Source organism: Roseateles sp. NT4, assembly GCF_051857475.1.
Lineage (GTDB): Bacteria > Pseudomonadota > Gammaproteobacteria > Burkholderiales > Burkholderiaceae_C > Pelomonas.
In genome coordinates this window covers 250,927-266,773 of the sequence record NZ_JBPZGZ010000007.1, presented here as the reverse complement: position 1 = coordinate 266,773, position 15,847 = coordinate 250,927, and the positions used below count along the sequence as shown (strand labels likewise).

Here is a 15,847-nt window from a genome sequence, read left to right as displayed (position 1 = left end):
CGCATTGTCTAGAACCTCATGTCCGCCCGCAGCGAGATCACGCGGAAGGTGGTGTTGCGCGACCAGGTATCGGTCAACAGGTTGTGGCTGGTGATGGGGTCGACATAGGTCGCCTCGGACGTGACCTGGGCATCGCGTGGCAGCAGGTTGGCCAGGGACAGGCGCCAGTTGATGCCGTCGCGCACCGAGCCGCTGGCCCAGGACAGATAGGCGTCGAACTGACGGCGCGAGGTCTCCTCGCGCCTCAGGTTCTCGGTCTGCTGCACGCGCGTGGCCGGCACATAGTTGAAGTTGAAGCCGCTGCCGAAGTTCTGGCCCCAGGCCTTCCAGCGGTGGTCCAGGCCGAAGTTGAGGCTGCCGCGCGGCTGCTGGTCCAGCCGGTTGTCGGGGCCCGGGATGCCCTTGACCTTGCTGTCGAAGACGGCGATGTTGAAGCGTAGCAGCAGCTGCTGCCACTCGGGCGGGGCCTCCTCCCAGACCTCGTCCAGGCGCGCCTTGACCTCGAACTCCATGCCCATGGTGCGCGCGCCTTCGAGGTTGCGCGGGCGGCTCACCCAGCGCTGCGACGTGTTGTCCCAGGGCACGGTCTCCAGGTCGATGCGGCTGCGGATCAGGCCCTTGATGTCGCGCACGAAGGCGCTGCCCGACACGATGCCGCCGGTGGGCAGCCAATGCTCCAGGCTGAGGTCGACGCCGGTGGCCAGTTCGGGCCTGAGGTCGGGGTTGCCGGCGCGGTCGGCATAGGTGGGCAGGTTGGGACCGCTGGGGTAGGTGGTGTTGATGGTCGGCCGCGCAATCAGGTCGTTGAGGTTGGGTGAGCGGTAGCTGCGCGTCAGGCTCAAGCGCACCTGGTCCTTGGGGAAGGCCTCGGGCTTCCACAGCAGGTGGAAGAGGGGCGAGGTGACCTGAGAGACGTTGCGCGTGTCGGGCAACAGGCCGGCGGCGTCGGACTGGGTCTCGATGCGCTCGTAGCGGATGCCGGCATAGACCGACCAGATCTTGCTCGGGCTCCATTCGTCTTGCGTGTAGCCGGCGATGCGCTGGCTGCTCGAGCCCAGGGTGTCGCCGAACTTCTGCAGCCCGGGCGACTCCACCCCGTCGATCAGCGTGCGGCGCACCTGGGTGCGCTGGCTCTGCTCATGCTCGACGCCGCTCACCCATTGGTGCTCCTTGGCCGTCTTCAGGCTCCACTTGGCGCCCAGGCTGGTCTGGTCGTCGGTGGTGACGTTGTGGTCGTCCTGCTCGCGCTCGTAGTCGATGCCGATGTCCTTCAGGCTCTCGTGGCGCTGGCTGTTGCTCGTGCTCTTGAAGCCGCCGCGGCCGACCTTGAAGTCCCAGGTTTCGAGGGCCGTGGGCCGGTAGCTGGCCGACAGGTTGACGCGCAGGTTGTGCATGCGCCCGTCGGACTCGCCATGCACGTCGCGAAAGCGCGTGAAGCCCACCGCGTTGTTCTGGCTCGAGCCCTCGTTCTGCGACAGCGCGAAGAAGGGCGCGAGGTTGAAGCTCAGCGTGTCGCTGAACTTCCAGCGCAGGCGGCCGTTGCCGTTGAGGTTGGTGCTGCGGCCCACGCTCTGGCCCTGCTGCACGGTCTCGTTGATGACCTCGCCGGTGTCGGTGTCGACGACGCGGTTGTGCGAGTCGATGTTGTTGAAGCGCCGGTGGATGCCGCCGTTGGTGGACATCGCGCCGACGAACTCGTCGCCGTTCGGGCCGCCCCATTTCAGGTTGCGCGTCCAGCTGAAGTCGGCCTGCGGCTCGCCGCGGTCGCGGCCGACGGTGAAGCGCAGCTCGTTGTTGGACCTCTGCAGCGGCTCGCGCAGGATGATGTTGATGGTGCCGGCAATGGCCCGCGCGCCGGTCTCGGCGGTGGGGGCACGGTAGATCTCGATGCGCTCGACCTGATCGGGCGGCAGGTCCTCCACGGCAAAGCCGGCGGGGGCGCGCTCGCCGTCGACGAGGATCTGCGTGAAGCCGCTGCCCAGACCACGCATGCGGATGTCGCCGCCGCGGCCCGGGCGGCCGCCGATGGTGACGCCAGGCAGGCGGCGCAGCACGTCGCCCAGCACCGTGTCGCCATAGCGGTCCAGGTCCTCGCGCTCGATGACGATCTTGCTGGCCGTGCTGTTGCGGCGGCGGCTGTTGGCGGTGGGGCCGCCGTTGACCTCGACGCGGTCGAGCTTGTTGGCGGCGGCCGTGCTGGCGGCCGGGGCGGGGGGCTTGGGCGCTGTCTGGGCCGCGCACAGGGCGCTGGCACACAGCAATGCCAGCGCGAGGACGAGGCGGTTCATGGTGGCCGGCATTCTGAAGGCCGACCCCGTCGAATGGCCGTGTCAAGCGCTCATTTACACAAGCGCAACCTCGTCAGCGGCCCAGCTCCAGGCGCTTGCAGAGTTCCAGCGTCAGCGCGCTCTGGTTCAGCGTGTAGAAGTGGATGCCCGGTGCGCCGCCGGCTATGAGGCGCTCGCACAGCCGCGCGATGACGTCCAGTCCGAAAGCGCGGATGCTGGCGGCGTCGTCCATGAAGCCTTCCATCTTCATCTGCACCCAGCGCGGGATGTCGATGCCGTCGCGCTGGGCGAACTGGGCGATGCGGCCATAGTTGTGGAACGGCATGATGCCCGGCACGATGGGCTGGGTGACGCCCAGCTTGCGGGCCTCGTCGACGAAGTGGAAGTAGGCGTCGGCGTTGAAGAAGAACTGCGTGATGGCACCGTCGGCGCCGGCGCGCATCTTGTCGACAAAGTGCTGCAGGTCGCGCGCCGCATAGCGCTGCTGCGGGTGCACCTCGGGGTAGGCGGCCACCTCGATATGCCAGTCGGGCCCCTGGGTCTCGCGGATGAAGCGGACCAACTCGGAGGCATAGCGGAACTCGCCGGCCGTGGCCGTGCCGCTGGGCAGGTCGCCGCGCAGGGCCACCACACGGTGGATGTTCTGGGCGCGGTAGGTGGCCAGGATCTCGGCGATGTTCTCGCGCGTGGAGCCCACGCAGCTCAGATGCGGCGCAGCCTCGAAGCCGGCCGCGGCGATGTCCATCACCGCGCCCAGGGTCTTGTCGCGCGTGGAGCCGCCGGCGCCATAGGTGACGCTGAAGTATTGGGGCGACAGCGCCCCCAGGTCCTGGACGACGGTCTTGAGCTTCTCGACGCCGACCGGCGTGTTGGGCGGGAAAAATTCAAACGAAACAGCGGTGCTCATCGGGAGGCCCACAAGAAGAATTCGCGGTTGCCATCACCGCCGGTGATGGGGCTGTCGAAGTAGTCCAGCACCTTGAGGCCGAGGGCCGTGCAGGCCAGGCGCACGCGGGCTTCCAGTCGCGGGTAGTCGGCCTCGTCCTTGACGAGACCGCCCTTGCCCAGGGCTTGTGGCCCCAGTTCGAACTGCGGCTTGATGAGCACGAGCAGATGGCCGTGCACTTCAAGCCAGGGCAGCAACTCCGGGAGGCTGCCGATCATGGAAATGAAACTCAGGTCGCCGACGATGAGGGTGAAGCCCCCCGTCGGCTGGTGCTGGCGCAGCACGTCCAGCTCGCGCACATGCACGCCTTCCAGCGCCGTCACGCGCGGGTCGGCCTGCAGCTTGGCATGCAGTTGGCCGTGGCCGACGTCCACGCCGACCACATGGCGGGCGCCATGGGCCAGCAGACAGTCGGTGAAGCCGCCCGTGCTCTGGCCGACATCCAGCACCGTGTGGGTGCTGACGTCGAAACCCACGCGCGCCAGCGCACCCTCCAGCTTGAGCCCGCCGCGCGACACATAGCGCAGCTCCGCGTCGTCGGTGACGCGCAGCTGGGCCGTCTCGGGCAGGTCCTCGCCGGCCTTCTTCAGCACGGCCCAGCCGGTGGGCGAGGCCCATTCGGCGGCGCCGTTGCTGATCAGGCGCTGCGCGACCGAGCGGGTCGGCGCAAGGCCTTGGGCGACGAGGAGCTGGTCAGCTCTCATGGACGCCAACGCTGCGCGAGCAGCGCACGAAACCTGCGGGCCGAGCGCCGGGCCGCTCCCTAGCCGGCCCGCCGTGGGCGATGTGCTCGCGGCTCGACGCCGCGAGCATCGCCGTCCCCTCGGGGGACCGGCCAGGCGCGCCTGCGTTCAGCAGAGCGGGAGTGGACGAGGGGCTCATCAGTACCTGTAGGTGTCGGGCTTGTACGGACCGGCCTTGTTCACGCCGATGTAGGCAGCCTGCTCCTCGGTCAGCTCGGTCAGCTGCGCATTCAGCGTGGTCAGTTGCAGGCGGGCGACCTTCTCGTCCAGGTGCTTGGGCAGCACATAGACCTGGCCGATGGCGTAGTTGTCCTTGTGCGCGTACAGCTCGATCTGGGCGATGGTCTGGTTGGCGAAGGACGAGCTCATCACATAGCTCGGGTGGCCCGTGCCGCAGCCCAGGTTCACCAGGCGGCCCTTGGCCAGCAGGATGATGCGCTTGCCGTCCGGGAAGATGACGTGGTCGACCTGGGGCTTGATCTCTTCCCACTCGTACTGCTCGAGGGCCGCGACTTCGATCTCGTTGTCGAAGTGGCCGATGTTGCAGACGATGGCGTTGTTCTTCATTGCCAGCATGTGCTCGTGGCGGATGACGTTCTTGTTGCCCGTCGTCGTCACGAAGATGTCGGCCTTGTCCTGGGCGAACTCCATGGTCACGACGCGATAGCCTTCCATCGCGGCCTGCAGGGCGCAGATGGGGTCGATCTCGGTGACCCAGACCTGGGCCGACAGCGCGCGCAGGGCCTGGGCCGAGCCCTTGCCCACGTCGCCATAGCCGGCCACGACGGCGATCTTGCCGGCGACCATCACGTCGGTGGCGCGCTTGATGCCGTCCACCAGCGATTCACGGCAGCCGTAGAGGTTGTCGAACTTGCTCTTGGTGACCGAGTCGTTGACGTTGATGGCGCGGAACAGCAGCGTGCCCTTGGCCGACATTTCCTTCAGGCGGTGCACGCCCGTGGTCGTCTCCTCCGTCACGCCGATGATCTCGGCGCTCTTGCGGGTGTACCAGGTGCCGTCTTCGGCGACCTTCTTCTTGATGGCCGCGAACAGGATGCGCTCTTCCTCGCTGCCGGGGTTGGCCAGCACGGACAGGTCCTTCTCGGCCTTCTGACCCAGGTGCATCAGCAGCGTCGCGTCGCCGCCGTCGTCCAGGATCATGTTGGGGCCTTCGCCCGCCTCGCCCTGCTCAGCGAATTCGAAGATGCGGTGGGTGTAGTCCCAGTAGTCTTCCAGCGTCTCGCCCTTGTAGGCGAACACGGGGGTGCCGACGGCGGCCAGCGCGGCAGCAGCGTGGTCCTGGGTCGAGAAGATGTTGCACGACGCCCAGCGCACTTCGGCGCCCAGGGCTTGCAGGGTCTCGACCAGCACGGCCGTCTGGATGGTCATGTGCAGGGAGCCGGTGACGCGGGCACCCTTGAGCGGCTGCGAGGCGGCGTATTCCTTGCGGATGGCCATCAGTGCCGGCATCTCGTGCTCGGCGATCTTGATTTCCTTGCGACCCCAGTCGGCCAGCGACAGGTCCTTGACGATATGGGCGGGAAGATTGGCGGTCATGCGGGCTCCTTCAAGCGAATGAAGCCGCTGGCCATGGACACACGGGGAGTTCGATCTCACCCAGGCACGGTTGGCCAGCGGGTGAGCGCAGTTGCAGGGGTAATTCCGAGCCTGGCCTCAAAAGGTGCTGAGGTTGCAACGCTCCTCGGAAGACGCGCATTCTAGGCGGGAGTGCCGGAGACCGTGCGCAATCCCGCAATGTCTTCACGCGGCGGCGCGCCAAAAAGTCGGCGGTATTCACGGCTGAACTGCGAAGGGCTCTCGTAGCCCACGCGGTGGGCGGCGCTGGCGGCATCCAGGCCATCGCCCAGCATCAGACGGCGCGCCTGCTGCAGGCGCAATGTTTTCTGGAACTGCAGCGGCGACAGGGCCGTCAGCTGCTTGAAGCGCAGATGCAGCGTCGACGGGCTCATGTGCGCCAGGGCTGCCAGCTCGTCGATGGACAGCGGCTCGGCGAAGCGAAGTGTCAGCTGCTCGATGACACGGTTGAGGCGGCGCGCCACGCCGTCACCCTGGACGAGGTTGCGCAGCCGCGGCCCCAGCGGCCCGGTCAACACACGGTAGAGGATCTCGCGCTGCACCAGGGGCGCCAGCGTCTTCAGGTCCTGCGGGCTGTGCAGCAGCTGCAGCAGGCGCAGGGCGGCGTCCAGCAGCGGCGCGGTGACGGGCGCGACATGCAGGCCAGCATCGCCCTTATCGGGCCGTGTCTCGCCGTCCAGCAGCAGTTCGGCCAGCGCCTGGGTTTCGCAGCTCAGGCGCAGGCAGACATAGGGCCTGGCTGGGCTGGCTTCCAGCACCTGGCCGCGCGGCAGCATGGTCATGGGTACGACCAGGCACTGCATGGCGTCGTAGTGGACGACGCGATCGCCCAGCTGGGCCTTCTTGCGCCCCTGCAGCACCAGCACCAGGCCGGGCTCGTAGACCGCCGGCACGGGCAGGGCCGGCGCGCTGGCGCGAATCAAGCGCAGCCAGGGCAGGGCGGTGGCATGCAGGCCGTCGCCGGGCGCGCGGGCCAGGGCTGCGGCGATGGTGCGCTCGCGCAGGGCTTGCAGTTCGTCATCAGTGGGCATGTGGGCGATTGTGCAAACGCTTCGTGTGGCCCGGCGCGCCCTGGGGCTTTGACTCGGAGGATCAGGCAATCAAGCGCCAGCTTTGTGCTGGGCGATCAGCGTGGGGATTCCTAAGCTCTCGCCATCCCGTTGATGATCCCTTCAAGGAGTTCCACCATGACGCATTCGACCCTTCCTCGCCGCCGCCTCGGCGCTGCCGGCCCCGAAGTCTCGGCCCTGGGCCTGGGCTGCATGGGCATGTCCGATTTCTACGGCCCGGCGGACGATGCCCAGTCGCTGGCCGTGCTGAACCATGCCCTCGATATCGGCATCAACTTTCTCGACACGGCCGACATGTATGGCGTGGGCGCCAACGAGAAGCTGCTGTCGCGACTGCTCGCCGCGCGCCGTGGCGAGGTGATCATCGCGACCAAGTTCGGCAATGTGCGCGCGCCGGACGGCACCATGCTGCGCATCGATGGCAGCCCGGCCTATGTGCGCGAGGCCTGCGACGCCAGCCTGCAGCGCCTGGGTGTCGACCACATCGACCTCTACTACCAGCATCGCGTCGACAAGGCCGTGCCCATCGAGGAGACGGTGGGTGCCATGGCCGAACTGGTCCAGGCCGGCAAGATCAGGCATCTCGGCCTGTCCGAGGCCTCGGCCGCCACCATCCGCCGTGCGCATGCCGTGCACCCCATTGCCGCCGTGCAGACCGAATACTCGCTGTGGAGCCGCGATGTCGAGGCCGAGGTCCTGCCGACCTGTCGCGAGCTGGGCATCGCGCTGGTGCCCTACAGCCCGCTGGGCCGCGGCTTCCTGACCGGCGCCATCCGCTCGGCCGAGCAACTGGCACCCGACGACCGCCGCCGCATCCATCCACGCTTCCAGGGCGAGAACCTGGACCACAACCTGGCCCTGGCCGATGCGCTGTCGGCGCTGGCGACCGAATGGAGCTACACGCCCGCCCAGCTCGCGCTGGCCTGGCTGCTCGACCAGGGCGAGGACATCGTGCCCATCCCCGGCACGCGCAGCGCCAAGCGGCTGGACGAGAACGCGCTGGCCTCGCACATCCGCTTCGATGCCGGGCGGCGCGCGCGCATCGAGGCGCTGCTGGCGGCCCACGCGGTGGCCGGCACGCGCTACCCGGCGGCGCAGATGAGCGCGCTCAACGTCTAGGTGCGCAGCGCCAAGAGCAGTGCGGTGGCCAGCGTCGCGAGCGCCAGCGCGCCGTTGACGAGGCGCCGCGCCGTCTCCGACCGCGACAGGCGCGTCACCAGCGAGCCCATCAGCGCATAGGCCGCCAGGCAGGGCAGGGTGAAGGCCATGAAGGCCAGGGCCACAACCGCCGAGCCGATGGCATCGGCACTGGGCGCGAACTGCAGCAGCGTGAAGGCGCACATCCACCACAGCTTGGGGTTGGCCAACTGCAGCAGGGCCGCGGCGGCGCAGCGCATGGGCCGCTGCGAAGTGGACAGCGCCCAGCTGCTGCCCAGCATGCCCAGGCCCAGCCAGGCCAGGTAGAGGGCGCCGAGATAGCCGAGGGTGGCGCGCAGGGCCGGGCTGCCCGCCATCAGCGAAGCGACGCCCAGCGCGCAGATCGCGAACAGAACGGCGCAGCCCAGGTAGATGCCGGCCAGCGCCGGCAGGGTGCGCTGGAAACCGAAGGCCAGGCCCGACTGGGCCAGCAGCAGGTTGTTGGGGCCGGGCGTGCCCGAGGTGACGAGGGCGAAGCTGGCTATCGAGGCGAGGGGCAGCGCGGTGAGGGCGATCGACATGGCAAGGGTCTCCTGTTCATGTCGTCATTCTTCAAACCCGGCGGCTTTTGCGCCTGGGTCCGCGGTCCCAGGGGCGGCCTCAATTCAGGCGCTGCGGGCAGGACCGGTGTCCCGTTCAGGCCGTCGTGCTGCGGTAGGCCCAGAAGCGCGGCAGCAGGAAGCCGGTGGCGATGACACCGATGAGGCAGATCAAGCCGCCCATCCAGATCGCCGCCGACACGCCCCAGGCATCGGCCATGAAGCCGGCCCGCGCATTGCCCACCAGCGGGCCGGTCAGATAGCTGATCATCTCGATGCCGGCCAGGCGGCCGCGCAGTGTGTTGGGGATGGTCTCGTTCCAGATCGTGCCGCGGAACACGCCGCTGACCATGTCGGCAGCGCCGGCGATGGCCAGGCAGGCGAGGCCCAGCACCAGGCCGGGCGAAAAGCCGAGAGCGACGATGCCGAGGGCCCAGACGGCCGCCGCGATGACGACGGCGCGGCCATGGCGGCTGACCTTGCCCGTCCAGCCGCTGAACAGGCCGATGAGCAAAGCGCCCACCGACATCGCCGACAGCAGCCAGCCCACCGACTCGGTACGCCCGTCCGCCGCCGCCATGGCCGGGAACAGCGCCACCGGGAAGGCAAAGGCCATCGCGACGATGTCGACGATATAAGTGCCCATCAGCTCGGGGCGCGCCCAGGCAAAGCGCAGGCCCTCGGCGAGGTCGGCCAGCAGGTGTGGGCGTTCGCCCGGTGCATCGACCGTGCCGATGGCTTCGCGCGGAATGCGGGCGATGAAGAACAGCGCCGCGATGAAGGTGACAAAGTCGAAGACATAGGCGCCGACCGCGCCCCACTTGGCCAGCAGGATGCCCGCCAGCGCCGGCCCGGCCACCATGCCGACCGTGCCACGCACCGAGGACAGGGCCGCGACGGCCGCGAATTCCTCGGGCTTGGCGAGCTTCTGCGTCAGCGCCTCCAGCGCCGGGCGGTGGAAGCCGCTGGCACCCTGCAGCACGGCCACCAGCGCATAGATGGCCAACACGCTGGGCGCGGCGCTGAGCGCATTCATCAGCAGGCCGGCCAGGCACAGGGCCATCAGCGTCTCGGAGCCGATCAACAGCCGCTTGCGGTCGACGCGGTCGGCCACGGCGCCGCCGAGCAGTCCGCAGACGACGACCGGGATCAGTTGCACCAGGCCGAGCAGGCCGACCTGGGCGTTGGAGTGGGTCAACTCATAGAGCTGCCAGGGCACGGCCACATAGCTGACCATGGTGCCCAGGCCGGAGATGAACTGGCTGGCGAAGAGGCGGCGAAAGGCGGTGTTGCGGCGCAGCGGCCCGATATCAAGAAACATTCAGTCAGTGCGTCTGGCTTTCGAAGCGAGCGAAGCGCGCTTCCAGGTCCCATTGCAAACGGGCCTTGGTGTTGGCGGTGAGGAAGTCGCGGCAGCGTGCGCTCTTCGCTTCGCCGCCGGGGCGCTCGCCCGTGCAGGCCGCGTGGAGACGGCCGCTGCCGGTGTCGGCCACCAAGGCCTGGCCCTCGACAAAGCCGTAGTGGAGGGCATTGCGCGACAGTTGCTTGAAGTCACGGTAGGTCAGCTGCGGATAGGTGGCCGCGGCGCGCTGGTACTCGTTCGTCAGGTCGATGCGGAACACGCCCTCGTCGTCGGCCGACAGGGCCGTGGGCACGCCGAACTGGCGGTAGAGCATCCAGGGATGCTGGTCGCCCTTGAGGTCGTGCACGATGGCATTGCTGGTCAGGTTGATCTCGACGGCGATGCCGCGTTTGGCCATGTCGCGCAGCGTGTCCAGCGCGCCGGTCTCCAGGCCGATGGCCTCGCCGTGGCCGATGCGACGCGCGCCGGCGATGTCCAGGGCCTGGCGGATGTGGTCCTTGAAGTCCTCGGGCGGCACCAGGCCGAAGCCGAACTCGCCGGCATGCAGGCTGACCTTGACCTCGGGATAGAGCTTGCCGAGCGAGCCGATGACGCTCATCTGCTCCTTGTAGTGGCGCAGCGTGCTCGGGTCGTCCTCGGGCGCAACGAGATTCAGCCCGACATAGCGCGGGTCGGCCTTCACCAGCAAAAACGCCAGCGCGATCTGGGCATTGACCTGCTCAGGCGGGAAGGTGCGGATGACCTGGGCCAGATAGCGCAGGGCCACGCCGCAGCCCGGCTCGGCATTGGCCTGGTTGCAATGCGACAGCTCGCGCCAGCGCTTCTCGATGCGGTCCAGTTCGGCGCGGGTGTCGGCGACGATCTTCTGCAGGGCCGGGTGGGCGGCCCAATCCTTGGCGGAACGGCCGGCGCGGAAGGCCCCGGGTTCGGCTGCCGCGATCGCGCGCGCCTTGTCCATGCCCCAGGACTGCAGCAGCTCCAGGTAGACCGTGTTCTCGGCGCCGCGGCGGTTGGTGGCCTCGCGCAGCATGTCGCCTTCGCGGCCCAGGGTGCCGGGGATGAAACGGCCGAAGGTGTCGAAGACCTGGTCGTGGCCGGACTTGGCACCGCGCTCGTAGTTGCGCGTCGAATAGGCGTCGACGAGCTGGCGGTAGTTGACCGCATCGGCCGCGTAGTCCTTCATCGGCGGCCGCGACGTGTCGCAGGGCGGGAAGCTGATCTGCCCGGTGACAGGCGCCACGCATTTGCCGTCGTCGGCCGACCACTGGATGATGTTCTCGGCATAGATGCTGCCGTCCAGATGGTTGTGCAGGTCGCCGCCCTTGGGGAACTGGGCCATGAACTGGCGCAGCAGCCAGGGGCTGGTGCGCAGCTTCTGGAAGGCCGCGGCGGTGCTGGCTTCGTCGGCGTGGGCGAGGGGGCTCAGGGCGAGGGCGAGCAGCAGGGGGGCGAGACGACGCATGGGTGCGATTCCGGCGGTGGTCGTGATGGCCGGATCGTAGGCTGGAGTCCGGCTACTCGATGCCCCTCGCCACCTCGGGATCCCAGCTGTCGTCTGGGGCGTTGAAACGAAACAAGAGCGTGATGCCACGGTCCAAGGCCGCGCCGCCTCCTGCGACGGCAGCCGGCAATCGCTGCCGGACGATGTCCATTAGCGCTTCAGTGGACATGGCCTGGAACTTGGCGAATTCGCGAAATTCGGGGTGGCAGCCGAACACTATGCTGCCGCGAACACAGCCATCTGCATCGATGAGGTGGACGTCGATCGCGTGACCCCAGGGGCGATCGCTGCGCTTCAGGGTTGCGGTCAGTGGGTAGCCATCGACTTGGATGGATAGCTCGGTGGGCAGCGGCGCGCTCACAGCTCTGCCCAGCGAATGCAAGACGGTCGCTCTGGCGAAAGCAGGAACTCCTTTGCCGCCGCCAACTCGGCTTCGGCCGAGACCAGCGTGTATTCAGGCATGTCGAAGTCATCCGCTTCGCAGCCACCCGCCTGCAGAAAGCGTGTCGTGCCCTCGCCAGCAGCGGGATCCGGGTTCAGCGACTGCCAGCCCGGGTGAGCGGGCTCGGGGAAGTAGTGGGTGCAAGCCAGAGAACCATTGACCAGCACGGACAGCCAAGGGTAGGGCTGATCGTGGGAGAGATGGAAGGCTGCATGGGCGCCTTGCTTGCAGGCCTGGAAAGCCGACTCAAGCTCCGCTTCGCTGCGGATCTGCAGGCAGTGCTTGGGAGCGATCGTGTCGGCGTTCACGTCAGCGCTTCTCGTTCCAGTCGGCGCCGAGCATGGCATTGAGCGTCGCGCTGACGGAGGTATCGAAGGCGCCGGCCTGACCCGCGAGATAGGCCTGCTTCCAGATGTCGTAGCCCTCCTGAAAGGCGGGAATGGCAGTCGACTGGGATAGCTGCCGGGTGATGCTGGACTGAAGGGCTACCTCCTTGAAGGGCAGGTGCGGGATGTCGGTGATGGCGTTGGCCTTGACCGGGTTCCTCATGCGGATGCCGTCCACCCGGATGTGCACGACAGCGCCGAGATCCTTGTAGTTCTCGACCTTGAGGATGGTCAGCGTCGAGCCGGCTTCGCCAGCGCGCGTCTTGTAGGCCCAGACCTGGCCGGGCCGGAGTTCGGCTGCGGCAGCGAGGCTGCAGCTGAACAGCAGGGCAAGAGCGGTTGGCAGTAGGGCGGCCATACGGAGCATGCTCAGCGCCGTCATGCTTCCAGGCCCAGGAAGGCATTCAGGCGTTGAATCTCCTCTTCCAACGCCCCCTTGAACCCCGCATCCCGCGGCGCCTTGCCGCTCACATAGCCGCACTCGACCTTCAGTGCGCCACCCTTGACGCTGGCATTGGCCCAGCCGATGACTTGATCCCGCCACAGCAGCGGCAGCGCGTAATGGCCACGCACGCGCTTGGCGGCCGGTGTGTAGGCCTCGAAGCGGTAGGCCCAGCTCCACAGCAGCTCGAAGCGGCGGCGGTCCCAGACGACGGGGTCGAAGGGAGCGAGCAGCCGCACCTGCGAGGGAATGCGCCAGCCGCGCGTCGGGTCTTCGTCGGCCGGCCAGTACCAGTCCACGCCGTCGACCTTGGCATGGGCCAGCCGCGCCTTGGCGCGGGCGATGGTGGCCGGGGCTAGCTCGCGCCACTGGTGGGCGCCATGGAAGAGCATGCGGATGACCAGCGACAGGCTGGCAGCGGGGAGCGGCGCGTATTTTTGCACCAGCACGTCGGCCATCGCATCCATGGCGGCTTGCGGGTCGGGGTGGGCTTCCCAGGTCGGCCCCAGCCGGTAGACGCGCGTGCCGCTGTCGCGCCGCACGACGTCCAGATGGCCGCGGTAATGCAGGCCGTCCAGCAGTTCGGTGGACAGCCGGCTGTTGCCGCCGAACCAGTTCTTCACCGGTCCGTGGCCCAGGGCCGCGTCGACCTCGGCGGGGTGCGCCTCCCCCAGGCGTTCGACCTCGGCCAGCACGGCGTTGGCCAGCTTCCAGCGCGGCTTGTCCCAGACGCGGCGCGCGGTGCGTGGGTGCATCAGCGCGCGCAGCTCGGGCGTGACGAAGCCGTAGTTGATGAAGAAGTCTTCCTGCAGGTTCAGGCGCGGGTAGCGGCGCTCCAGGTCGCCGGCCTGGTAGCCCTTGACGCGATGGCGCAGCGTCAGGTCCTGGGCGCGGGCGGGGGCGCGCAGCGGGTCGGCCTGCACGAAGCCGCCGAGCTTCTCGACGGCCTTGACCAGGGTGGTGGGCGTGAACAGGCTGCGCGCAACGGCATGGCGGCGCAGCGCCGCGAGATCCATGTCAGAACCTGGAGACATCGGCGGGCGGGGGCTGCTTGCGAGCAAACATGTCGGCATCGGCATGCCTGAGCAGGCTCTCGGTGTCCTGGCCGTCGTCGGGGTAGAGGGCGATGCCGAAGCTGGCGCCGACCCGGAAGTCAGCCGGTGCCAGGCCCGCCAGGCTCTCCAGCGGCGCGCGCATGGCGGCTTCCAGGTGGTCGCGGGCAGCTTCGGCGTCGGCACGGTTCTCGACCGAGTCCAGCAGCAGCACGAACTCATCGCCGGCATAGCGGGCCACGATGTCGCCGATGCGCACACCGGCACGCAGGCGCTGGCCGACCTCCTTCAGCACGGCGTCGCCGACGCCATGGCCGAAGCGCTTGTTGACCTCCTTGACGCGTTCGAGGTCGACGAACATGACGGCGAAGGGCCAGCGGTCGCCGCGGCGGCGCTGCTGCAGGATGCGGTCCTCGATGCGGCGCAGGATGGCGCTGCGGTTGGACAGGCCGGTGAGCTGGTCGGTCAGCAGGCGGCGCTGCATGTCGGCAAAGCTGCGCGCCAGTTCGCCCAGCTCGTCGGTGCGGTGCACCTCGGGCGGTTCGTCCAGCACGCCGTCGCCGACGCGGCGGGCCGCCTCGGCCAGTTCGCGCAGCTCGCGCGTGACGATGCCCAGCACGGCCCAGCCCAGGCCCAGGGCGATGACGACGCCCAGTCCGGCCAGGGCCGCGGCCTGCACGAAGTTGCGCTGCACGCCGGCCAGGAAGTCGGCCCGCGGCACGGCGACGATGATGAGCCAGTTCAGGCCCAAAGCCGGCTCGACGCGGGCGTAGCCGAGCTGCACGATGCGGCCGTCGGCGTCGCTGAAGCTGTCGGTGCGGGCTGCCGTGCCCAGGTTGTCGGCGCCAGCCGCGGTGCGCTGCTTGACGGCTTCGAAGGCGGCCGCGACCAGGGCGTCCGAGCTCTGGGCCGCGTTCAGCCTTTCATGCTGGCCGACACCGATGGTCTTCATGTGCGCGCCGCGTGACACGCCGACGAGCTGCCCATCGCCTTCCACGACGATGGCGACGGCGTTCTCCGTCAGCGACACGCGCTGCAGCAGGGCGTTGACCTGCTTCAGCGGCAGGTCGGTGGCGGCCACGCCCTCGGGCTCGCCGACGTCGTTGCCGACGCGCTTGGTGCGCGTCGTGACGAGGTCCAGGGTCTTGAAGTCGATATAGACCGGCGTCCAGCTGAGGGCGGAGGGGTTGGCCAGAGCGGCCTGGTACCAGGGGCGCTCGCGCGGCTCGAAGACCTTGTCCTCGACGACGGGCGAGCGCAGGTCGCCGGTGATGCCGCTGAGGCGGTAGATGGTGCGCGGCCCGGTCTCGGCCGTGCGCACGCGCAGCTCGGCTTCCAGTTCGGAGAAGCGCCACAGGCCCAGGAAATGGCCGTGGCGGTCGCCGTAGTAGACATAGTTGTTGGGGTCGCGGTGCACCGAGGTGGCCAGCCAGAAGCGGGTGCGCAGGGTGTCCAGCTCCTTGGGCAGGCTGTCCGGCGCCGGCAGGCCGGTCGGGAAGGCGGCCTCCAGCACGGCGTCGGCACCGCCGACATGGCGCTCCAGGGCCACCGAGATGCGGCTGACCGCCTCGACCAGGAGCTGGCTGGACAGGTTGTCCACCGTGTCGCGCCCGGCGCGCCAGGACAGGCCGCCCACCAGCAGCACCAGGGCCAGCACCAGCACGACATAGGGCAGCGTCAACAGGCTGCGCAGGCTCAGTCGGTCGGTCAGGGTCCTGATCGGCAAGGCGGGAGCTCCGAAAGATGAGGAGAAGGATGCGGCGGCGGCAGGTTAGCAGGGGTGGGCACCGCGGCGTAGTGCCTGGCGCCCGTCATCGGGGCGTTTGGCGCGCCGCACTAGAATTCAAGGTTGCCCTGCGGTTTTTGCGGCCGCCCACCCAAGGAATCCACTGTGTTCATCTCCAACGCCTACGCCCAGGCCGCCGCCCCGGCCGCCAGCCCCGAATCCGGCCTGCTCGGCATGCTGCCCCTGGTGCTGATGTTCGTCGTGCTCTATTTCGTCATGATCCGGCCGCAGATGAAGCGCCAGAAGGAACACAAGGCCATGATCGAAGCGGTGCAGAAGGGCGACGAGATCGTCACCGCCGGCGGCATCATCGGCAAGGTCAGCAAGCTGGGTGACAACTTCATCCACCTGGAAGTCGCCAACGGCGTCGAGCTGCAGATCCAGCGCAGCGCCGTCACCCAGGTTCTCCCTAAGGGCAGCTTGAAGTAATCGGCCACGCGCCCACTTGCCCATTCCGCCGGGCCTCCCCGTCCGGGCGCTGACCAAGGAAGTCTCC

General features: G+C 68.4%; 15 protein-coding genes and 1 riboswitch. Of the genes, 2 read left to right on the top strand and 13 right to left on the bottom strand.

The genetic code is table 11. The features are described from left to right. Positions 1-8 precede the first annotated feature (8 nt). From ACS5PN_RS29920 to ACS5PN_RS29900, 5 genes are all read right to left on the bottom strand, one after another. Positions 9-2,288 carry a TonB-dependent receptor plug domain-containing protein gene (locus ACS5PN_RS29920; protein ID WP_439467670.1) on the bottom strand — a complete coding sequence of 760 codons (2,280 nt, stop codon included), beginning with the start codon at positions 2,286-2,288 and terminating at the stop codon, positions 9-11. 73 nt (positions 2,289-2,361) lie between these two features. Next, the gene (gene metF / locus ACS5PN_RS29915; RefSeq protein ID WP_439467669.1) at positions 2,362-3,195 is read right to left on the bottom strand and encodes a methylenetetrahydrofolate reductase [NAD(P)H]; all 834 of its coding nucleotides are present in this window, start codon (positions 3,193-3,195) and stop codon (positions 2,362-2,364) included. Beyond that, positions 3,192-3,938, bottom strand: a complete 747-nt coding sequence (locus ACS5PN_RS29910) for a TlyA family RNA methyltransferase (protein ID WP_439467668.1) — start codon at positions 3,936-3,938, stop codon at positions 3,192-3,194. The genes metF and ACS5PN_RS29910 overlap by 4 nt, the downstream gene beginning before the upstream one ends. 177 nt (positions 3,939-4,115) lie before the next feature. Next, positions 4,116-5,534 carry an adenosylhomocysteinase gene (gene ahcY, locus ACS5PN_RS29905; RefSeq protein WP_439467667.1) on the bottom strand — a complete coding sequence of 473 codons (1,419 nt, stop codon included), beginning with the start codon at positions 5,532-5,534 and terminating at the stop codon, positions 4,116-4,118. 76 nt (positions 5,535-5,610) lie between these two features. Continuing rightward, positions 5,611-5,687, bottom strand: a riboswitch (S-adenosyl-L-homocysteine riboswitch). An 8-nt stretch (positions 5,688-5,695) separates the two neighbouring features. Further along, on the bottom strand, positions 5,696-6,604 hold the full coding sequence (locus tag ACS5PN_RS29900) for an AraC family transcriptional regulator (RefSeq protein ID WP_439467666.1): 909 nt from the start codon (positions 6,602-6,604) through the stop codon (positions 5,696-5,698). 156 nt (positions 6,605-6,760) lie between these two features. On the opposite strand from ACS5PN_RS29900, the gene ACS5PN_RS29895 reads away from it, so the two are divergent. Then, positions 6,761-7,762 carry an aldo/keto reductase gene (locus tag ACS5PN_RS29895; RefSeq protein WP_439467665.1) on the top strand — a complete coding sequence of 334 codons (1,002 nt, stop codon included), beginning with the start codon at positions 6,761-6,763 and terminating at the stop codon, positions 7,760-7,762. Here the strand turns inward: ACS5PN_RS29895 and ACS5PN_RS29890 are convergent. From ACS5PN_RS29890 to ACS5PN_RS29855, 8 genes are all read right to left on the bottom strand, one after another. Further along, positions 7,759-8,361 carry a LysE family translocator gene (locus tag ACS5PN_RS29890; RefSeq protein ID WP_439467664.1) on the bottom strand — a complete coding sequence of 201 codons (603 nt, stop codon included), beginning with the start codon at positions 8,359-8,361 and terminating at the stop codon, positions 7,759-7,761. The two genes, ACS5PN_RS29895 and ACS5PN_RS29890, sit on opposite strands and share 4 nt — an antisense overlap. A 115-nt stretch (positions 8,362-8,476) precedes the next feature. Further along, positions 8,477-9,700: an MFS transporter gene (locus ACS5PN_RS29885; RefSeq protein ID WP_439467663.1), complete on the bottom strand. Its 1,224-nt coding sequence runs from the start codon at positions 9,698-9,700 to the stop codon at positions 8,477-8,479. Between the two features lie 4 nt (positions 9,701-9,704). Next, entirely contained in the window at positions 9,705-11,204 is a 1,500-nt protein-coding gene (locus ACS5PN_RS29880) for a hypothetical protein (protein WP_439467662.1), read from the bottom strand. Positions 11,205-11,256: 52 nt separating this feature from the next. Further along, positions 11,257-11,604, bottom strand: a complete 348-nt coding sequence (locus ACS5PN_RS29875; RefSeq protein WP_439467661.1) for a hypothetical protein — start codon at positions 11,602-11,604, stop codon at positions 11,257-11,259. Then, on the bottom strand, positions 11,601-11,993 hold the full coding sequence (locus tag ACS5PN_RS29870; protein WP_439467660.1) for an Imm1 family immunity protein: 393 nt from the start codon (positions 11,991-11,993) through the stop codon (positions 11,601-11,603). Before ACS5PN_RS29870 ends, ACS5PN_RS29875 begins: the two co-directional genes overlap by 4 nt. Before the next feature lies 1 nt (position 11,994). Then, complete coding sequence (locus ACS5PN_RS29865) at positions 11,995-12,429, bottom strand: hypothetical protein (protein WP_439467659.1); 435 nt, start codon at positions 12,427-12,429, stop codon at positions 11,995-11,997. A gap of 20 nt (positions 12,430-12,449) precedes the next feature. Next, complete coding sequence (locus ACS5PN_RS29860) at positions 12,450-13,529, bottom strand: DNA glycosylase AlkZ-like family protein (RefSeq protein WP_439467658.1); 1,080 nt, start codon at positions 13,527-13,529, stop codon at positions 12,450-12,452. Between the two features lies 1 nt (position 13,530). After that, positions 13,531-15,291 (bottom strand): diguanylate cyclase domain-containing protein, encoded by a 1,761-nt coding sequence (locus ACS5PN_RS29855; RefSeq protein WP_439467657.1) that lies wholly within the window; start codon positions 15,289-15,291, stop codon positions 13,531-13,533. Positions 15,292-15,456: 165 nt separating this feature from the next. On the opposite strand from ACS5PN_RS29855, the gene yajC reads away from it, so the two are divergent. Continuing rightward, on the top strand, positions 15,457-15,780 hold the full coding sequence (gene yajC, locus ACS5PN_RS29850) for a preprotein translocase subunit YajC (protein WP_439467656.1): 324 nt from the start codon (positions 15,457-15,459) through the stop codon (positions 15,778-15,780). Positions 15,781-15,847: the final 67 nt, after the last annotated feature.

Coding starts and splice junctions, on each gene's coding strand:
- ACS5PN_RS29920 (WP_439467670.1), bottom strand. CDS start 2,288: ATGAACCGCCTCGTCCTCGCGCTGGCATTGCTGTGTGCCAGCGCCCTG.
- metF (WP_439467669.1), bottom strand. CDS start 3,195: ATGAGCACCGCTGTTTCGTTTGAATTTTTCCCGCCCAACACGCCGGTC.
- ACS5PN_RS29910 (WP_439467668.1), bottom strand. CDS start 3,938: ATGAGAGCTGACCAGCTCCTCGTCGCCCAAGGCCTTGCGCCGACCCGC.
- ahcY (WP_439467667.1), bottom strand. CDS start 5,534: ATGACCGCCAATCTTCCCGCCCATATCGTCAAGGACCTGTCGCTGGCC.
- ACS5PN_RS29900 (WP_439467666.1), bottom strand. CDS start 6,604: ATGCCCACTGATGACGAACTGCAAGCCCTGCGCGAGCGCACCATCGCC.
- ACS5PN_RS29895 (WP_439467665.1), top strand. CDS start 6,761: ATGACGCATTCGACCCTTCCTCGCCGCCGCCTCGGCGCTGCCGGCCCC.
- ACS5PN_RS29890 (WP_439467664.1), bottom strand. CDS start 8,361: ATGTCGATCGCCCTCACCGCGCTGCCCCTCGCCTCGATAGCCAGCTTC.
- ACS5PN_RS29885 (WP_439467663.1), bottom strand. CDS start 9,700: ATGTTTCTTGATATCGGGCCGCTGCGCCGCAACACCGCCTTTCGCCGC.
- ACS5PN_RS29880 (WP_439467662.1), bottom strand. CDS start 11,204: ATGCGTCGTCTCGCCCCCCTGCTGCTCGCCCTCGCCCTGAGCCCCCTC.
- ACS5PN_RS29865 (WP_439467659.1), bottom strand. CDS start 12,429: ATGGCCGCCCTACTGCCAACCGCTCTTGCCCTGCTGTTCAGCTGCAGC.
- ACS5PN_RS29860 (WP_439467658.1), bottom strand. CDS start 13,529: ATGGATCTCGCGGCGCTGCGCCGCCATGCCGTTGCGCGCAGCCTGTTC.